The sequence below is a fragment of the Pseudomonas sp. MC6 genome (genome assembly GCF_054790575.1).
Genome location: NZ_CP186504.1, coordinates 2,726,774 through 2,741,750 on the forward strand (window position 1 = coordinate 2,726,774; position 14,977 = coordinate 2,741,750).

At 60.0% G+C, this 14,977-nt stretch carries 13 protein-coding genes; 5 read left to right on the forward strand and 8 right to left on the reverse strand.

The window, feature by feature from the left end; genetic code table 11:
• Positions 1–2: 2 nt before the first annotated feature.
• From ACOYXE_RS12195 to ACOYXE_RS12210, 4 genes are all read right to left on the reverse strand, one after another.
• Entirely contained in the window at positions 3–629 is a 627-nt protein-coding gene (locus ACOYXE_RS12195) for an antibiotic biosynthesis monooxygenase (RefSeq protein WP_160057208.1), read from the reverse strand.
• The gene (locus ACOYXE_RS12200) at positions 622–1,038 is read right to left on the reverse strand and encodes a DoxX family protein (RefSeq protein WP_460929419.1); all 417 of its coding nucleotides are present in this window, start codon (positions 1,036–1,038) and stop codon (positions 622–624) included. The genes ACOYXE_RS12195 and ACOYXE_RS12200 overlap by 8 nt, the downstream gene beginning before the upstream one ends.
• Positions 1,039–1,135: 97 nt before the next feature.
• Positions 1,136–2,884, reverse strand: coding sequence for a hypothetical protein (locus ACOYXE_RS12205; protein ID WP_405121950.1), 1,749 nt, complete (start codon positions 2,882–2,884; stop codon positions 1,136–1,138).
• A gap of 111 nt (positions 2,885–2,995) precedes the next feature.
• Positions 2,996–3,919 (reverse strand): LysR family transcriptional regulator, encoded by a 924-nt coding sequence (locus ACOYXE_RS12210; protein ID WP_460929421.1) that lies wholly within the window; start codon positions 3,917–3,919, stop codon positions 2,996–2,998.
• Between the two features lie 211 nt (positions 3,920–4,130).
• Here ACOYXE_RS12210 and ACOYXE_RS12215 point away from each other — a divergent pair, with 211 nt between their 5' ends.
• Both ACOYXE_RS12215 and ACOYXE_RS12220 read left to right on the forward strand, forming a co-directional pair.
• Positions 4,131–4,562 (forward strand): helix-turn-helix domain-containing protein, encoded by a 432-nt coding sequence (locus ACOYXE_RS12215; protein ID WP_160057204.1) that lies wholly within the window; start codon positions 4,131–4,133, stop codon positions 4,560–4,562.
• A 125-nt stretch (positions 4,563–4,687) separates the two neighbouring features.
• Positions 4,688–7,576, forward strand: a complete 2,889-nt coding sequence (locus ACOYXE_RS12220) for an ATP-binding protein (RefSeq protein ID WP_460929424.1) — start codon at positions 4,688–4,690, stop codon at positions 7,574–7,576.
• Here ACOYXE_RS12220 and ACOYXE_RS12225 read toward each other — a convergent pair.
• A complete protein-coding gene (locus ACOYXE_RS12225) occupies positions 7,553–9,010 on the reverse strand; it encodes an ATP-binding protein (RefSeq protein ID WP_460929426.1) in 1,458 nt (485 codons plus the stop codon). The two genes, ACOYXE_RS12220 and ACOYXE_RS12225, sit on opposite strands and share 24 nt — an antisense overlap.
• 90 nt (positions 9,011–9,100) lie before the next feature.
• Positions 9,101–10,051: a GlxA family transcriptional regulator gene (locus ACOYXE_RS12230; protein ID WP_160057201.1), complete on the reverse strand. Its 951-nt coding sequence runs from the start codon at positions 10,049–10,051 to the stop codon at positions 9,101–9,103.
• Between the two features lie 214 nt (positions 10,052–10,265).
• Between ACOYXE_RS12230 and ACOYXE_RS12235 the strand changes: the two genes are divergently transcribed.
• Complete coding sequence (locus ACOYXE_RS12235) at positions 10,266–10,988, forward strand: pirin family protein (protein WP_160057200.1); 723 nt, start codon at positions 10,266–10,268, stop codon at positions 10,986–10,988.
• A gap of 49 nt (positions 10,989–11,037) precedes the next feature.
• Here the strand turns inward: ACOYXE_RS12235 and ACOYXE_RS12240 are convergent, their stop codons facing one another.
• Both ACOYXE_RS12240 and ACOYXE_RS12245 read right to left on the reverse strand, forming a co-directional pair.
• Entirely contained in the window at positions 11,038–11,433 is a 396-nt protein-coding gene (locus tag ACOYXE_RS12240) for a hypothetical protein (protein ID WP_160057199.1), read from the reverse strand.
• Positions 11,434–11,682: 249 nt separating this feature from the next.
• Entirely contained in the window at positions 11,683–12,558 is an 876-nt protein-coding gene (locus tag ACOYXE_RS12245) for a LysR family transcriptional regulator (protein ID WP_460929429.1), read from the reverse strand.
• Between the two features lie 111 nt (positions 12,559–12,669).
• Here ACOYXE_RS12245 and ACOYXE_RS12250 point away from each other — a divergent pair, with 111 nt between their 5' ends.
• Together ACOYXE_RS12250 and ACOYXE_RS12255 are read left to right on the forward strand one after the other, a co-directional pair.
• Entirely contained in the window at positions 12,670–13,869 is a 1,200-nt protein-coding gene (locus ACOYXE_RS12250) for a YbfB/YjiJ family MFS transporter (protein ID WP_460929431.1), read from the forward strand.
• Between the two features lie 60 nt (positions 13,870–13,929).
• Complete coding sequence (locus ACOYXE_RS12255; RefSeq protein ID WP_460929433.1) at positions 13,930–14,928, forward strand: NAD(P)H-quinone oxidoreductase; 999 nt, start codon at positions 13,930–13,932, stop codon at positions 14,926–14,928.
• Positions 14,929–14,977: the final 49 nt, after the last annotated feature.

Sequence of the window (14,977 nt, forward strand, 5' to 3'; positions counted from 1 at the left end):
GCTCAGCGTGGCGAGGTTTCTTGGGAATCGAGGTGTTCATGGGCCTGGCTGGCTTCGAGCCACGGCGTAAACAAACGGGTGACCGGCGGCATCACCACGTACACCACCGACAGGACGATGGTCAGGGTGATCAGGAACGTGGCGACCACGTAATTGGAAAGCAGCGGATGCAACGCCAACAGCGGCCCCCAGATCAGCGGCACCAGCAAGGTGTGCGGCAGAATCACCAGCAGCGTGATGACGGCTTGTTTCCAGCGCGGCGGTGGCGTAGCGGCGTCGGCCAGCGGCGTAAACCAGAATTCCTTGATCGGCGCGACTTCGGTCTGATCGCCATCAGCCAGCATTGGCGCGGCTTCGGCGACCAGTGCCTGACGCTGCGGCGACTCCAGCCAGCCTTGCATCGCTTCGGTGGTGCTGAAGCGCAGCACGCAAGTGTAGAAATCGAGACGGCCGCGCTTGCCGCGCACCACGTCCACACCCAAATGCCCCTCACGCTGCCCCGCCACGCGGACGATATTGCGCAGCCAGGCCTCGTACGCCGACTCGAAACCGGCCTTGACCCGGTGCTTGATGATCAGCGTGACCGTCTCATCGGCCCCCGGTGTTTGTGGATTGAGGACTTCAGGCATAACGCAGCACTCCGGGCAAACGAACAGGAATCACCAGCCGTCCCGGCCCGGCGATCAGCACAGTGGTAAACAGGATCAACAGCAACCAGCCGAACTGCCCCTCGGCCACACTCCATTGCGGATGCACGACCAGCAGCGCCACCAGCAGCACAAAGAGAATAGGCACGCAGGCCAATCGCGCCAGTAACCCGGCGACGATCAGTAGCGGACAGAGGACTTCAGCGAAGATCGCCAGGATCAACGTGAGGTGAGATCCGAGGTGGAACGGGTCTTCGATCAGTTGCAGTTGCGCGGTGAAATCCAGCAGCTTGGGCAAGCCGTGGACCCAGAGCAAAAACAACCCGCCGCTGACCCGCAGGAACAGCAAACCGATGTCGCGCGACCGTTCTTCTCGTTGCCAAGCGTTCATGACCCCACCCTTGTAATGTCATTGGCCTGAATCATGCCAATGATGGGTGGGGGGAAATTGCACGGATGTGCTCAGTTGCGATGGCGGTTACACGAGTTCAAGGCACCGCGCGAATAGTGTATTCACGTGTCTGAAAATCCGTCGCGGTATCCGGGTTCGCCACCTTGTCCAGATTGACACTGAAATAAATGAACAGCCTGCTGCCATCAATCAGCAACCTCAGGTAATTGGCAGAAACACTGGGGCTGTAAGCACTGTTCGTAATCCAACTTCGATGCACCGCGTGACTGGTGCCGATCCACATCTGGAGATCGTGCTGTCCCAAATCGCTTTGCCCTTCAAATCTGAGCCAGACCGGTTGATTCACAGAAATATGCGGCCAAAGACCAAACAACATCCTCCCGCCGGACTGGACATCTTTCAGATCGAGAATATCCGTGCCGTTGGCCTGAGTGATCACGGGGGCCAGGAGTCGATCCCTCGAAATCGGCAACACGTTGAGGCGCAAAGGTTCTGAGGTCACCTGAGCAGAAGCACCTCGGGTATAGGTAAAACTCACCTGCATTATTTTTCCAATGCTGAATGCCACCAGCCGTGGGGGCAAAGGAATCCTTATCGGCCTTGTGGTACCGGCCTCAACCGGCGTAGTTGTATGTGAACCTGCAGGAAGAGTGCCGTCAGCGGCTGTCACCGTCACTGAAACCATATCGGTGGGTTGCAGGTCGAGATACAACAACGCAGTCAGGGTCGTTATTGCTCTCAGCGGATCAAGGTTGATGTTACCGGGGGCCTCGACAATGGTCAGCACCGAGCTTTGCATCAAGACGTTGATTCGCCATGGATTTGAGACGCTCCCGCTACCATCGGCCAACCTCACCGTAAATTCATGCGATCCTGGTGTCAGGTCAGTCGCAACGTACTGCCAGTTACCATCAACAACATCGGCCGTGTCGAGCCTGGTCGCGCCATCGAACACAGCCACTGTGTCGCTAGCGCTGCCGCTCAGCGTGACAGTGGAGTATCGGGTGTCCGCGCCATTGAGTATCTCGCCTCCATCAGGATCGGTGACTGACGATATCCTCGGCCCGCTGGGGGCTCCTGTCAGTACGATGTAGTTTCGATGTGCAAATGGCTGTGAGAGGAGCGGATCCTGACTGCCTTGCAGCCCGGCCATGAAGCTCAGCGACAGCACGCTGCGATTCTGCAGACGTTGCAGTGGTGCAGCGGGGAAGTTCTGCTCGAAGAAACCGAAGCGGTTGAATTCGTCATCGACCACATTGTCCGGCGCTTGCCAGTACGTCGCCTCGAAATCACTGCCATCGGCATTTGTGCCTTTGAGCTTTAGCCAGAAGGGATTGCCGCGCCTGCCCAGTAGCCACGCATTTATACGCAAGGTGAACTCAGACAGGCTGCTGACATTCAGCTCACTTCCCTGACCGTCGTTGTCGGCCTGTCGGATAAATGGCCGAGGCAGATTCAACTGATTGATGCGTGTTATGTAAAGCGGCAAAGGCTGTGAAGTAACAGGCGGTTCTGAGCCACGATAAACCGTGTAAGTGACGATGACGGTTCGCTCGAAGTTGAAAACCACCAAGAGGTTATCAATATGGGTCTGGAAAGGTCGGGAAAATCCGCCGATCGGAATACGCGGTGAAGTGTAGGACCCAGGTCCTGGCGTACCCGCCCACGTGATCGTGAGACTGTCTCCTGCCTGCCAATCGAAGTCGATTTTTACCGTCAGGTTGTACCGAGCGGCTTCCGGGTCCAACAAACCGTCAGGGCGACTTTCTATGATTGAGAGCGGCGGAAGACTGCTGCTGTCCAGCGCGGGTGTCAGCGTGTCCATGTTCACGTCCTTTTTGGCTACCTTTCGACATCGGCCAATCAGACATCGGAACACGGTGATGCGCCACTGTCAGAACTAACAGGTCAAGCCCTGTTTCAGACGAATGGACACTCACGTCAGGGGAATATCCAGCGGCGCCGCCATGAACTGGCTGATTCGTGAGCGCAACCATTTCTCCGCCGGATCGTTGTCATGCACCCCGCTCCAGGCCATCGACAATTGCGCCGCATCAATCGGCAACGGTGGATCTTCGGCGCGCAACGCACACCCTTCCACCAGCGCGCAGGCGGCGTAATCGGGCACGGTGGCGATCATTTCGGTGTCGGCCAGCAAGGCGCGCAAGCCGCTGAATTGCGGCACGCCGAGGACGACCCGGCGGCTGCGTCCGACCTTGGCCAGGTCCATGTCGATGTTGCCGCTCAAGTCGCCGGAGAACGACACCATCGCATGCGGGCGCTCGCAGTATTCGTCGAGAGTCAGCGGCCCCGGACGGTCGTCGCCGCGCAGGACCTTGCAGGGAATGTCGCGCAGTTTTTTGCGCTTGGCGTTGGCCGGCAACTCAGTGGTGTAACTGACGCCGACGGAGATTTCTCCAGAGGCCAACAGTGCCGGCATCAGCAGGTAATTGGCGCGGCGCACTACCACGACTATTCCCGGCGCCTCTTGTTGAAGCTGGCGCAGCAACGGCGGAAACAGGCCGAATTCGGCGTCGTCCGACAAACCGATGCGGAACACGTCGCAACTGCTCGCCGGTTCGAACTCCTTGGCCCGGCTGACCGCGCCGGAGATGACGTCCATCGCCGGTTGCAGCTCCTTGAGAATTGCCAGCGCTCGCGCGGTCGGCTCCATGCCGCGACCGTTGCGCAGCAGTAATGGATCGTCGAACAGATCGCGCAAACGCCCCAACGCAGCGCTGACGGCCGGCTGGCCCATGAACAGTTTTTCGGCGACGCGGGTCAGGTTCTTTTCGAACATCAGCGCTTCGAAAATCACCAGCAGGTTCATGTCAACGCGACGCAGGTCGTTACGGTTCATGGGCACGGGTTCCTTATAGCCAGCCAGACGCAAGTGCTACGCACTTTACGCGATCAACGAGACTTTTAGCGCCGTTTCGCAGCGAAATTAACAACGATTAACTCGTCAGTCCCCCGCCCTCGCCCAACAATGAATCCCTCTGCGCAGCGTTGCTTTTTTGACCTGAGGGGATGCGCCGACCGTGCATTCCCCATCGACACGGACTTTGGCCATGGCTCATTTACAGCACAGCGTCGCCCTCGCCCCTGCCAACGAACCACGCAAGACCGGGATCGGCGGGCTCAGTCCGCAGCGCGAACGACAGGTCAAACAACTGATCCTCGAACGTCTGGGCGAAAGCCTTGAGGTCACCGAACTGGCCCGCGCCTGTTCGCTGTCGCGCAGCCATTTTTCCCGTGCCTTCAAATGCAGCACAGGGCTGTCGCCGCAGGACTGGATTCGCACCCAGCGCCTCGCGCGGGCCAAGCTGCTGATCCGCCACACCGACCTGAGCCTGACGCAAATCAGCCTGGAGTGCGGGTTCTGCGATCAGGCGCACTTCTGCCATATGTTTACCCGCAGCGAAGGCATCAATCCGTTTGCCTGGCGCTGCCAGATCACGAGAGAACCCAAAGCCCACCCTTCACAGCCCGCCGCGTTTTGATCGCGACGCCCGTTGCACTGAAGCTAAAACCTGAGGATTATGCCGGGACACCCCGGAATAGAAGGCCTGCGCACGCGCCCGGCACTACTCCGCCCTGTCCGCCGCAGCACCGCAGGAGTGAGCTGTTGAGTCTTTCCCCGAATCAGGCCCTCGGTTTTGGCCCCTATCGGATACATCCCGGACAACGGCGGGTGCTCGAAGGCGAGCAGCCGTTGCGCCTCGGTCGACGGGCGATGGACATCCTCCTGATTCTGCTGGCCCATGCCGGCGAAGTGGTGAGCAAGCAGCAATTGATGGCCGGGGTCTGGCCGGACAGCGTGGTCGAAGACATTAACCTGCGGGTGCACATGGCGGCGCTGCGCAAGGCGCTCGGTGACGGTCAGGCCGGCCAGCGCTACATCATCACCGTGGCGCAACGCGGTTACAGTTTTGTCGCACCGGTTTTACTGCAATCCATGGAGGAGCGTCCTGTGGGCGATGCTGGCGGTCGGCACAATCTGCCCTTGCGGCGCACGCGGATGATCGGCCGCCAACCGCTGGTCGACAGCTTGATGAGGCAGTTGCCGCGCCGACGCTGCATCACCCTGGTCGGCCCTGGCGGGATCGGCAAGACCACCGTGGCCCTGCGCGTGGCCGAGCAGTTGATCGGGCACTATCGCGATGGCATTCGTCTCGTGGATCTGGCACCTCTGAGCGATCCCCAACTGATCTGTTCACACCTGGCCGCCCTGCTTGATCTGGCGCTTCTCGAAGGCGACCCGCAGACAGCACTGGTCAAAGGCCTGCAACAGCGGCGGATGCTGTTGCTGCTCGACAACTGCGAGCATTTGATTGATGCCGTTGCGGCGCTCAGTGAACGCATTCTGCGCGGGGCGCCGCACGTGCATATCCTCGCCACCAGCCGCGAAAGTCTGCGGGCCGAAGGCGAATACGTGCAGCGTCTGGACTCCCTCGAATACCCGCCGATGACAGCGACGCTGGATCGTGAGCAAACGCTGAATTTCTCGGCGCTGCAGTTGTTCGTCGAACGAGCGACGGCCGCGCAGGAAAGCTTCGAACTGAGCGATGCACAGTTGCCGCAAGCGATCGAGATCTGCCACCGACTCGACGGTATTCCACTGGCGCTGGAACTGGCCGCAGCGCAGGTCGCCGAACTGGGTCTGGACGGTCTGTTGAGTCAGTTACAGGGCCGCTTGCCGCCGCTGGCAGCGGGCAATCAAAACAGTCTTGAGCGCCATCTCACCCTGCGCGCCACGCTGGACTGGAGTTTCAATCTGCTCGACCGTTGCGAACAAACCTGCCTGCGCCGTTTGGGCGTGTTTCGAGGGGGTTTCACCTTGGAGTCCGCGGCGGCCGTTATCGTCGGCCAACATATCGACCCCAGCATGGTATTTGTATCGATCAGCCAACTGGTGGCGAAATCCCTGCTCAGCGTCGAGGTCGGTGACGAACAGGTGTTTTATCGCCTGCTCGACACGACCCGCCGCTACGCCCTGGAAAAACTCGATCACGCCGCCGAATGCGCGGATACCCGTGAGCGCCATGCCGAACGCTGTCTGGCGTTGATGCAGCAGGCGCAAAACGATTGGGAAAATACCCCAACGCTGTTGTGGATCGATCGCTACGCCCGAGGCCTGGAAGATCTGCGCGCGGCACTGGACTGGAGTCTGAACGGTGTCGGCCACGGTAGTTTGGGGATTCGCCTGACAGCGGCGTCGGCGCCCTTGTGGCAAGAGTTGTCGCTGCTCAAGGAATACGGCAGCTATGTACGGCGGGCGCTGAGCCTGCTTGATGAACTCGGCGAACCTTGCCTGCGTCTGAAAGTTGCGCTGAAACTGGCTCTTGGCAGCGCCTGCTACCACACATGGGGCGGCACTGCAGAAACCATCGAAGCCTTCGTCGATGCCCGCCGGTTGGCGCACGAAAACGATGATGTTGCCGGGCAGTTGCGCGCGGTGTCCGGGCACATGGCGGTCAACCTCAGTTGCGGGCACTACCGCATGGCGCTGGCACAGAGCGAGCACTTCGACCGCCTCGGCCTGCACGGCGACCCGCTGTTGTCACTGAGTACCCACCGCTTGCGCGTTTTGGCCCTGCATTATGCCGGCGATCAATTGCAGGCGCGCATTCACGCCGAACAGGTACTCCAGCGCATGGCGCACAGCGGCCATGTCAACCGCTTCACTCATGGCTTTGGCGTGCAATACGACCAGAGCGTCGCGTCGCTGACGGTGCTGGCGCGGGTCTTATGGATGCAAGGTCTGCCGGAACAAGCCTGGCGCACGGCGCGGCAGGCCCTGAACATTGCCGTACAGATCGACCATGGCACCTCGATTTGCTACACCCTCGCGCTGGCGAGTTGCCTGATCGCCCATTACAACGGCGATGAGCAAAACGCCCGGGCGCTGTTGCAGTTACTGCTCGAGCAGTCGCAGAAACATTCGGTGCTGCTGTTCAACACGTGGGCGCGGCACTACGCGCAGGTGCTCAATGCGCCCAACATCACGCCAGTGCCGAAGGACAGTAGCGGGCTGATTCGGGAAATCATGGTCACGCTGGATGGCCGTTTTGTGGATGACGCGCTGGTTGAGCGGGCGTTGAGTGGTGATGCGGGGTGGAGCACGGCGGAGATTCTACGGGTGCGGGCGGATGCCTTATTGAATGGAGAGATGGTTTGTCTGGGTGGTCCTCTTCGCGAGCAGGCTCGCTCCCACAGGGATTTTGGGTGTAGTCAGACCCCATGTGGGAGCAAGCCTGCTCGCGAAGGGGCCATTCAGGAAGCCGAAGCACTCCTGCAACAGTCCCTGACCATCGCTCGCACCCAAGGCGCGCTCGCCTGGGAACTGCGCAGCGCTACTTCATTGGCGCAACTCTGGCAGCGCCAAATGCGCTATCGCGAGGCGCTGGATTTGCTCAGTCCGATCTATCAACGCTTCACTGAGGGCTACGCGACCCCGGATCTGCGCAAGGTGCACTTGCTGATCGACGAATTACGCGAGTGCGTGCACTCCTGAGGCCAGACGAATCCGCTTGATGTAACGTGCATGCCGGCGTTCAAGATCAATTCCTTCACCGCTGCGCTCAAGTTGCTCGCGGGCATAGCATCGGATGGTATTGAACATCCGGTACCGGCCTGAAGTGCCGCCCCGCTCCACCGTCAACAATGACTTTTGCGCCAGGCCGTCGATGATCGCGGAAAGCCTCTGCGGAGCCAGTTGCGGGCAACTGATCACCGCCAGCGCCGCCTCCAGCGTAAACGCCAGTTTGAACACCGATAAGCGTTGTAGCACACGTTGTTCCTGCTCACTCAAGCGCTGATAGCTCCAGTCGAGCGCCGCCTGCATGGATTGGTGCCGTGGCACAGCCGTGCGCCGCCCATGGCTGAGCACTTGCAGACCGTTGGCCATTTGCGCCTGCAAGCCGACCAACGCCAGTGCATCGATCTGCGCCGCAGCCAATTCGATTGCCAGCGGCAAACCGTCGAGTTGCCGACAGATCTCGACCACGACTTTGACGTCCTGCTCGCGCAGGCTGAAATCATGCTGTCGCGCCCGAGCCCGGCTGACAAACAACTGCACCGCAGAATGGCCCATGGCTTCAGTGATGCAATCAGCCGCCGAGCGTTTCGGGATGGCCAGCGGTGGCACACACTGCTGGGTTTCCAGACTGACCTGCAAGGCTTCACGGCTGGAGGCGAGAATCGACAGCCGAGGCGCCACTTCAAGCAACGTTTCAACCGCTGCTCTGCAAGCGTCGCGGCGCTGGTCACAGTTATCCAGCAGCAACAAGGCATGGCGAGTCGAGAGCCCGGTCAAATCGCTGTCCAGGGTGCGCAGCACATGATCGAGCAGCGACGTCTCGCCATCGATCAAGCTCAGATCGATCTGCCACACGCCGTCCCTGTAGTACTGCAACAGCAGTTCCGCAACCCGCAGCGCCACCGTTGACTTACCGACGCCAGGCGCTCCCGTCACGGTCATCAGCCGATACAGCGGCATTTTCCGCACCAGCCCACCGACCAATGAGTCGCGTCCGGCAACCGGGGTCAGTCGCGCAGGCAAATTATGCTGGGGCGTTTGCAGACCCTCGAAGACCACTTGCGCGGCGCTGTCGCAACGCACCGGGGCAATAAAGCTGTATCCACATTGCGGCACGTTGACGATGTAGCGCTGACCGTTTTCGCCGTCACCCAAGGCCCGCCGGAGCGCAGCGATGTGCACGCGCAGGTTGATCTCCTCGACCACCGACGTCGGCCATACCAGAGCAATCAATTGCTCCTTCCTGACCACTCGACCGGCACGCTCGACCAGCACTTGCAGAATGTCCAGCGCGCGCCCGCCCATACGCAAGGGCCGATCTCCATCGAGTATCAGCCGTTGCCGCAGGTGGAACGCGTAAGGGCCGAAATGTAGCACCGACGCCGTGTTCAAATCATTGAGGCTATCCATGCCAACTATCTTGGCAGCCTCAGATGACGCGACAACCGCTAGACGAGGCGCAGCACGGACATCCGGGTGCGCCAGACGGACACAAGCGCTCTAGCTGAACTGTTCGCGGTACTGCGCAGGGGTCAGGCCGAGCTTTTCAGCGAACAGTGAACGCATGTGCCGCACACTGCCGAAACCACTTTTGTAAGCCACGGTTTTAAGCGGCAGATCGCTGGTTTCGAGCAGGTTGCGCGCGCAGTCGATGCGCGCACTTTGCAGAAACTCCATCGGCGTCATATTGATTTCGCGGGTGAACACGCGTGCAAAGTGCCGCGCACTCATGTTGGCAATGGCGGCCATGCGTTCGACCGTGAACGCTTCGTCGAGGTGCTCCAGCACGTAGCTTTGCGCGCGGGTGATCGGCGTTTCCTGCGGTGCCACAGCGGCCATCAGCGGACTGAACTGGGCCTGCCCGCCCTGCCGTTTCATCACCACCAGCAGGACTTTGGCGACATCCTGGGCGAGTTTCTTCCCGTGATCGCGGGCGATGACAGCGAGCGCCATATCGATTCCGGCCGTGACACCGCCCGAGGTGATCAGATTGCGATCTTCGACATAGATCTGATCCGTGGTGACATGGGCCTTCGGGAACCCCTTGATCAGACGTTCGGTGTAGTTCCAGTGGGTGGTCACCCGGTAGCCATCCAGCAACCCGGCATGCCCGAGCACGAAGGCGCCGGTGCAGATCGAACCGTAATGTTCGACGCGCTGAACAGCACCTTTGAGCCAGGCGAACAACGACGGAAATTGTTGGTTGTAGGCACCCGGACCGCCCGGCACCAACAGCAGATCATAATGTTCGGTGTTGTCGTCAATGGTCGCATCGGCATGCACCAACACGCCATTGGATGCCCGAAGTGGGCCACGCTCGGTGCCAAGCGTGACCAATTGATAATGCGCTTCGGCTTTCAGGTAGCGGTTGGCAACCGAAAAAACCTCCAATGGCCCGGCCATATCGAGCAGGAGAAAGTCGGGGAACAGCACCATTGCCACGGTTTTCATGGGCAGACATCACTTAAATCAGGGAGACATGAGACAGGCCAGACATTATGGCCAAGTGCGGCACTCCGGGCATAAAAGTTTGTGTGAACAGCATCGCACAACTGTCAACCTGATCAGGACAGTCTTTCAATTTTCATCTACTTATTGCGCCGAACAGTAACCAGTAACCTTCTCCTCACTCGGACGAATTCACGTCCTGCAAGGAGATTTCATCATGCTGACCCTTCGCAAAGCCTCCGATCGTGGCCTCGCCAATCATGGCTGGTTGAAGTCCTTTCACACATTTTCCTTCGCCAGCTATCGTGACCCACGTGAACAGGGTTTTTCCGACCTTCTGGTGATTAACGACGACCGCGTTGCCGCCGGTAAAGGCTTCGGCCAGCACCCGCATCGCGACATGGAGATCTTTTCCTACGTGCTGGAAGGTGCGCTGGAACACAAGGACACGCTGGGTACCGGCTCGGTCATCCGCCCGGGTGACGTGCAATTGATGAGCGCTGGCAGCGGCGTGGCGCACAGTGAGTTCAACCATTCGGCGAGCAAACCGGTGCACTTCCTGCAGATCTGGATTGTGCCGGAGGTTGCCGGCGCCAAACCGCGCTACCAACAGGAGCATTTCAGCGCCGAGAAAAAACGCGGTCGCCTCCAGTTGATCATTTCGCCGGACGGCAAGCACGGTTCGCTCAAGGTGCGTCAGGATGCACGGGTCTTCGCCGGGCTGTTCGACGGCAAGGAAAGCGCCACGCTGGAACTGGCGGCCAACCGCTATGCCTATGTGCATGTCGCACGTGGCAGCGTTGAACTCAACGGCCAGTCACTGCGCGAAGGTGACGGCGTGCGGATTCGCGAGGAACAGTTGCTGACTTTGAGCAACGGTGTCGATGCCGAAGTGCTGGTATTCGACCTGCGGCCGCAGGAATTGCCAGAGATGCCATAACGCGGTGTTTCAATGCTCACGAAAAACGGCCTTCTTTGAAGGCCGTTTTCTATTGTGCTGATTCGGGTGCTTGTTGCGAAGCAGGTCTTGGTGCGCCTATATCTTTACCTGCCTGGATCGCAGCGAGTGTCGTCTGCAAGGTGGTTAACACCGCTGCCTGATTGGCGAAGTGCGCCCCCACGACGACGGTGATCATTCCAAGGAAATGGACGGCTGTCGTCGCCCAGTAATGCGCCTTCACTGTCGAGGCTTGTTTGATGGCTTCTTTTGAGTCTTCGGCGATTTTTTGTACACCGTCCCACATCAGATCGTATCGTTTGTCCCTCTCCGCCTGAGTCAAAAGATAAGCATCGATTTTTGCCGACACACCCTCGAACCGAGCATCCATCCTCGTCTCAATGGTCTCGATCCTGGCATTGAACTCTTCACGGCTTATAGCGTTCATGGTTTGAGTATTCCGACCTTTACTCGATAGGTCACTGACTGGATTTTGACTGAATTCCGTGGTTCTCAATTCGGCACCTTCCTGGGTTTACCAATACCTTCCCTGGTATCAACATCAGTGCGAGTCCTGCGCCCCTCACCGACATGCCGAAACAATAGGCCCCATCCAACAGGCTCACAAGCCGGGAGATTCTGCCTCTGGTGTAGGCCGTTTCGTCAGAGGTTGTAGCCCTGCCAAAACAGCATCTACCTACTCATTCTCCGACGCGAACACGTCGACAATCTGCTCAATCACCGCCCTCACCCGCGCGGTATGGCGCAGGTCCGCGTGGGTTACCAGCCATACCTCATAGGGCAATGGCGTGGTGCGCTCCGGCCAAAGCCTGATCAGGCCATCGCGCTCGCCCATGTACACCGGGATTTCTCCTACACCCAACCCTACTGCAATCGAACGACGCACGAGCAAACTGGAACTGAGGCTGGCGACTATCCGGCCGCGGCTCAGCGGTTCCGATACCAGGGTCAGGTCCTTTTTGCTTTGCAGATACGGTTGATAGACCACCAGATCATGCCCTTCGAACGCCGTGCCCGGCGGCGGCACGCCATTGGCGTCTATATACGCTTGGGAAGCAAACAGCCCCACCGGCCATCGAGCAATTCGCCGAGCGATCAGATCCGGATTGTCCGGTCGGGTGTTGCGCACGGCGATATCCGCCTCGCGCTTGGCCAGGCTGAGGATTTGCGTGGACGCATCCAGTTGCACCCGCACGTCCGGGTGCTGCTCGTGCAAACGGGCGATCGCCGGAATCAGGAAATCGATGGCCAGCGAATCCGTGGTGCTGACGCGCACCGTGCCGGTCAGGCGATCGTCCAGGCCTTGAATCTGCCGCTCCAGCTCCAGTGCCGAATGCTCCATCTTCTCCACGCTTTTGAGCGCCGCTTCGCCGACGGCCGTCAACGCGTAGCCGTCGGAGGTGCGCAAAAACAACGTCGCACCCAGGGACTTTTCCAGCGCCGTGATCCGCCGCCCGACGGTTGCCTGATCTACCCCCAGAATCCGTGCGGCCCCGCGCAGCGTCGACTCGCGGCAAACGGCGAGAAATACCCGTGCGTCATCCCAATTCATGCTGCCTCCGTATGATGCAAATACGCATCAGCGTGCCGCTTAATCGCTGCATTAACGCAGCAAAGATAGCCGATATGCTGAACGCCATAAACCTTCCGCGAGATCGCTATCATGCGCACTTCAACCTCCACCGGTATCTGGCTGCCGATCTTCGCCGGCCTCTGCGCCAGCCTGGTCAGCATCGGACTGGCACGTTTCGCTTACACGCCGTTGATTCCTGCGCTGATTGAAGCGCAGTGGTTCAGCGCCGATGATGTGGTCTACCTCGGTGCGGCCAATCTGGTCGGCTATCTGATCGGCGCCCTGCTCGGCCGGCCGACAGCGCGCCAGTTCGGCAATAGAAATGCCTTGCGCTTGATGATGCTGATCGTCACCGCCGCATTTTTTGCCTGTGCATTTCCCTTGTCGGTGCGCTGGTTCTTCGGCTGGCGGCTGCTGTCGGGGATTGCCGGTGGCGCGATCATGGTGTTGGTTGCGGCGACGGTATTGCCGCATGTTCCAGCCGCACGCAAAGGGTTGGCCAGTGGTGCGATTTTTCTCGGCATCGGTCTCGGCATTGCCGGCTCCGGGACGCTGGTGCCGCCGCTGTTGGGCCTGGGTTTGCAGGCGACTTGGCTGGGCCTGGGCGCATTGGCCCTGTTGCTGACTGCGCTGAGCTGGTTCGGCTGGCCGTCCGATTTTGCGCACCCGGTGGCTGCGCACGAAACGGCGTCCGTTGAACCGACGCCGCGCGCGGTCTACGTGCTGTTCGCCCAATATGCCTTTATGGCCGCCGGTCTGGTGCCGGCGATGGTGTTTCTGGTGGATTACGTGGCGCGTGGACTCGGCGCCGGCGCGCATATCGGTGCGCTGGTATGGGTGATGTATGGCTTGGGTGCGATTGTCGGGCCAGTGACTTATGGCTTTCTCGCCGATCAGTTGGGTGCACGGTCGAGCATTCGTCTGGTGCTGGTAGTGCAGGCGATTACCCTCGGACTGCTGGCGATCTCCCACTCGTTTCTGGCGTTGGCGTTGCTGGCGGTGATTCTCGGTTCATTTCCGCCCGGCATCGTGCCGCTGGCGCTGGCCCGGGTGCATGAACTGGTGCCGGAGCACCATCGCCAGCAAATCGCCTGGAGCCGCGCCACGGTGTCGTTCGCCACGTTTCAGGCGTTGGCCGGATTTGCCTATTCGGCGCTGTTCAATGCCAGCGGCGGCCACCACGCGTTGTTGTTCGTTATTGCCGCTGGTGCGATCGTCGTGGCGTTGCTGCTGGAGCAGGCCATGAAATGGCTGCCCGCCCCGGTTGAGCCGCGCTGCTGCGCAAATTGAAGGGAATCATTGCCTGCCCGGCAGGCTCCCACCTACACAACTCAAGCCAAGAGAAACGATATGTCCCTGCCCAATGAAATGACCCGAATCGAAATTACCGAACCCGGAGGCCCCGAAGTCTTGCAACCGCGACGCGTGCCGCTGCCGGTCGCGGCACAAGGCGAAGTGCTGATCCGCGTACACGCCGCCGGGATCAACCGGCCGGACGCCTTGCAGCGTGCCGGTAAATACCCGATGAAACCCGGCATCAACCCGATCCCCGGGCTGGAGGTTGCCGGCGAAGTCGTTGCACTCGGGGCGGGTGTCAGTCAATTCGCCGTGGGCGACAAAGTCTGCGCGTTGACCAATGGCGGCGGTTATGCCGAATACTGCGCCGTACCGGCCGGCCAAACCCTGCCGATTCCTGATGGCGTGGACTGGGTCCAGGCGGCCGCGATCCCGGAAACGTTCTTCACCGTGTGGGCCAACCTGTTCGGCCTTGGCGGCGCCAGCCGTGGTCAACGCGCGCTGATTCACGGTGGCACCAGCGGTATAGGCACTACTGCGCTGATGCTTTGCCGCGAGTTCGGTATAGAAGCGTTTGCCACCGCCGGCAGCCCGGACAAATGCGCGGCAATTCGCGATCTGGGTGGCGAAGCGATCAATTACCGCGATGAGAAATTCGCACAGGTCATCACCGATAAAACTGCTGGCCAAGGTGTGAATGTGATCCTCGACATCATGGGAGGCTCGTATCTCAACGATAACGTCAGCGCCCTGGCGATGGATGGCCGTCTGGTCATGCTCGGTTTCCTTGGCGGCGCACGGGCCAATGACTTTGATCTGCTGGCGATGATGGCCAAACGCGCGGTCATTACCGGATCTCTCCTTCGCGCCCGCACCGCTGCCGAAAAAGCCGCGATTGCCGATCAACTGCGTGAGCACGGATGGCCGGCACTGTCTGCCGGGCGCTGCCTGCCGATGATCGACAAGGTTTATTCACTCAACGACGCGGCTCAGGCCCACGCGCACATGGAGGCTGGCGACCATATCGGCAAGATCGTTCTGCAGGTCGTGTGAGTCCTTGCAGCATTTGGTAATCGTTGCGCCGGGGCGGTGGTCGAAAAAT

Excerpts from the sequence above, each read along its gene's own strand:
- ACOYXE_RS12195 (WP_160057208.1), bottom strand. The coding sequence starts at position 629 with ATGCCTGAAGTCCTCAATCCACAAACACCGGGGGCCGATGAGACGGTC.
- ACOYXE_RS12255 (WP_460929433.1), top strand. The coding sequence starts at position 13,930 with ATGTCCCTGCCCAATGAAATGACCCGAATCGAAATTACCGAACCCGGA.
- ACOYXE_RS12245 (WP_460929429.1), bottom strand. The coding sequence starts at position 12,558 with ATGAATTGGGATGACGCACGGGTATTTCTCGCCGTTTGCCGCGAGTCG.
- ACOYXE_RS12215 (WP_160057204.1), top strand. The coding sequence starts at position 4,131 with ATGGCTCATTTACAGCACAGCGTCGCCCTCGCCCCTGCCAACGAACCA.
- ACOYXE_RS12225 (WP_460929426.1), bottom strand. The coding sequence starts at position 9,010 with ATGGATAGCCTCAATGATTTGAACACGGCGTCGGTGCTACATTTCGGC.
- ACOYXE_RS12200 (WP_460929419.1), bottom strand. The coding sequence starts at position 1,038 with ATGAACGCTTGGCAACGAGAAGAACGGTCGCGCGACATCGGTTTGCTG.
- ACOYXE_RS12230 (WP_160057201.1), bottom strand. The coding sequence starts at position 10,051 with ATGAAAACCGTGGCAATGGTGCTGTTCCCCGACTTTCTCCTGCTCGAT.
- ACOYXE_RS12250 (WP_460929431.1), top strand. The coding sequence starts at position 12,670 with ATGCGCACTTCAACCTCCACCGGTATCTGGCTGCCGATCTTCGCCGGC.
- ACOYXE_RS12240 (WP_160057199.1), bottom strand. The coding sequence starts at position 11,433 with ATGAACGCTATAAGCCGTGAAGAGTTCAATGCCAGGATCGAGACCATT.
- ACOYXE_RS12235 (WP_160057200.1), top strand. The coding sequence starts at position 10,266 with ATGCTGACCCTTCGCAAAGCCTCCGATCGTGGCCTCGCCAATCATGGC.
- ACOYXE_RS12210 (WP_460929421.1), bottom strand. The coding sequence starts at position 3,919 with ATGAACCGTAACGACCTGCGTCGCGTTGACATGAACCTGCTGGTGATT.
- ACOYXE_RS12205 (WP_405121950.1), bottom strand. The coding sequence starts at position 2,884 with ATGGACACGCTGACACCCGCGCTGGACAGCAGCAGTCTTCCGCCGCTC.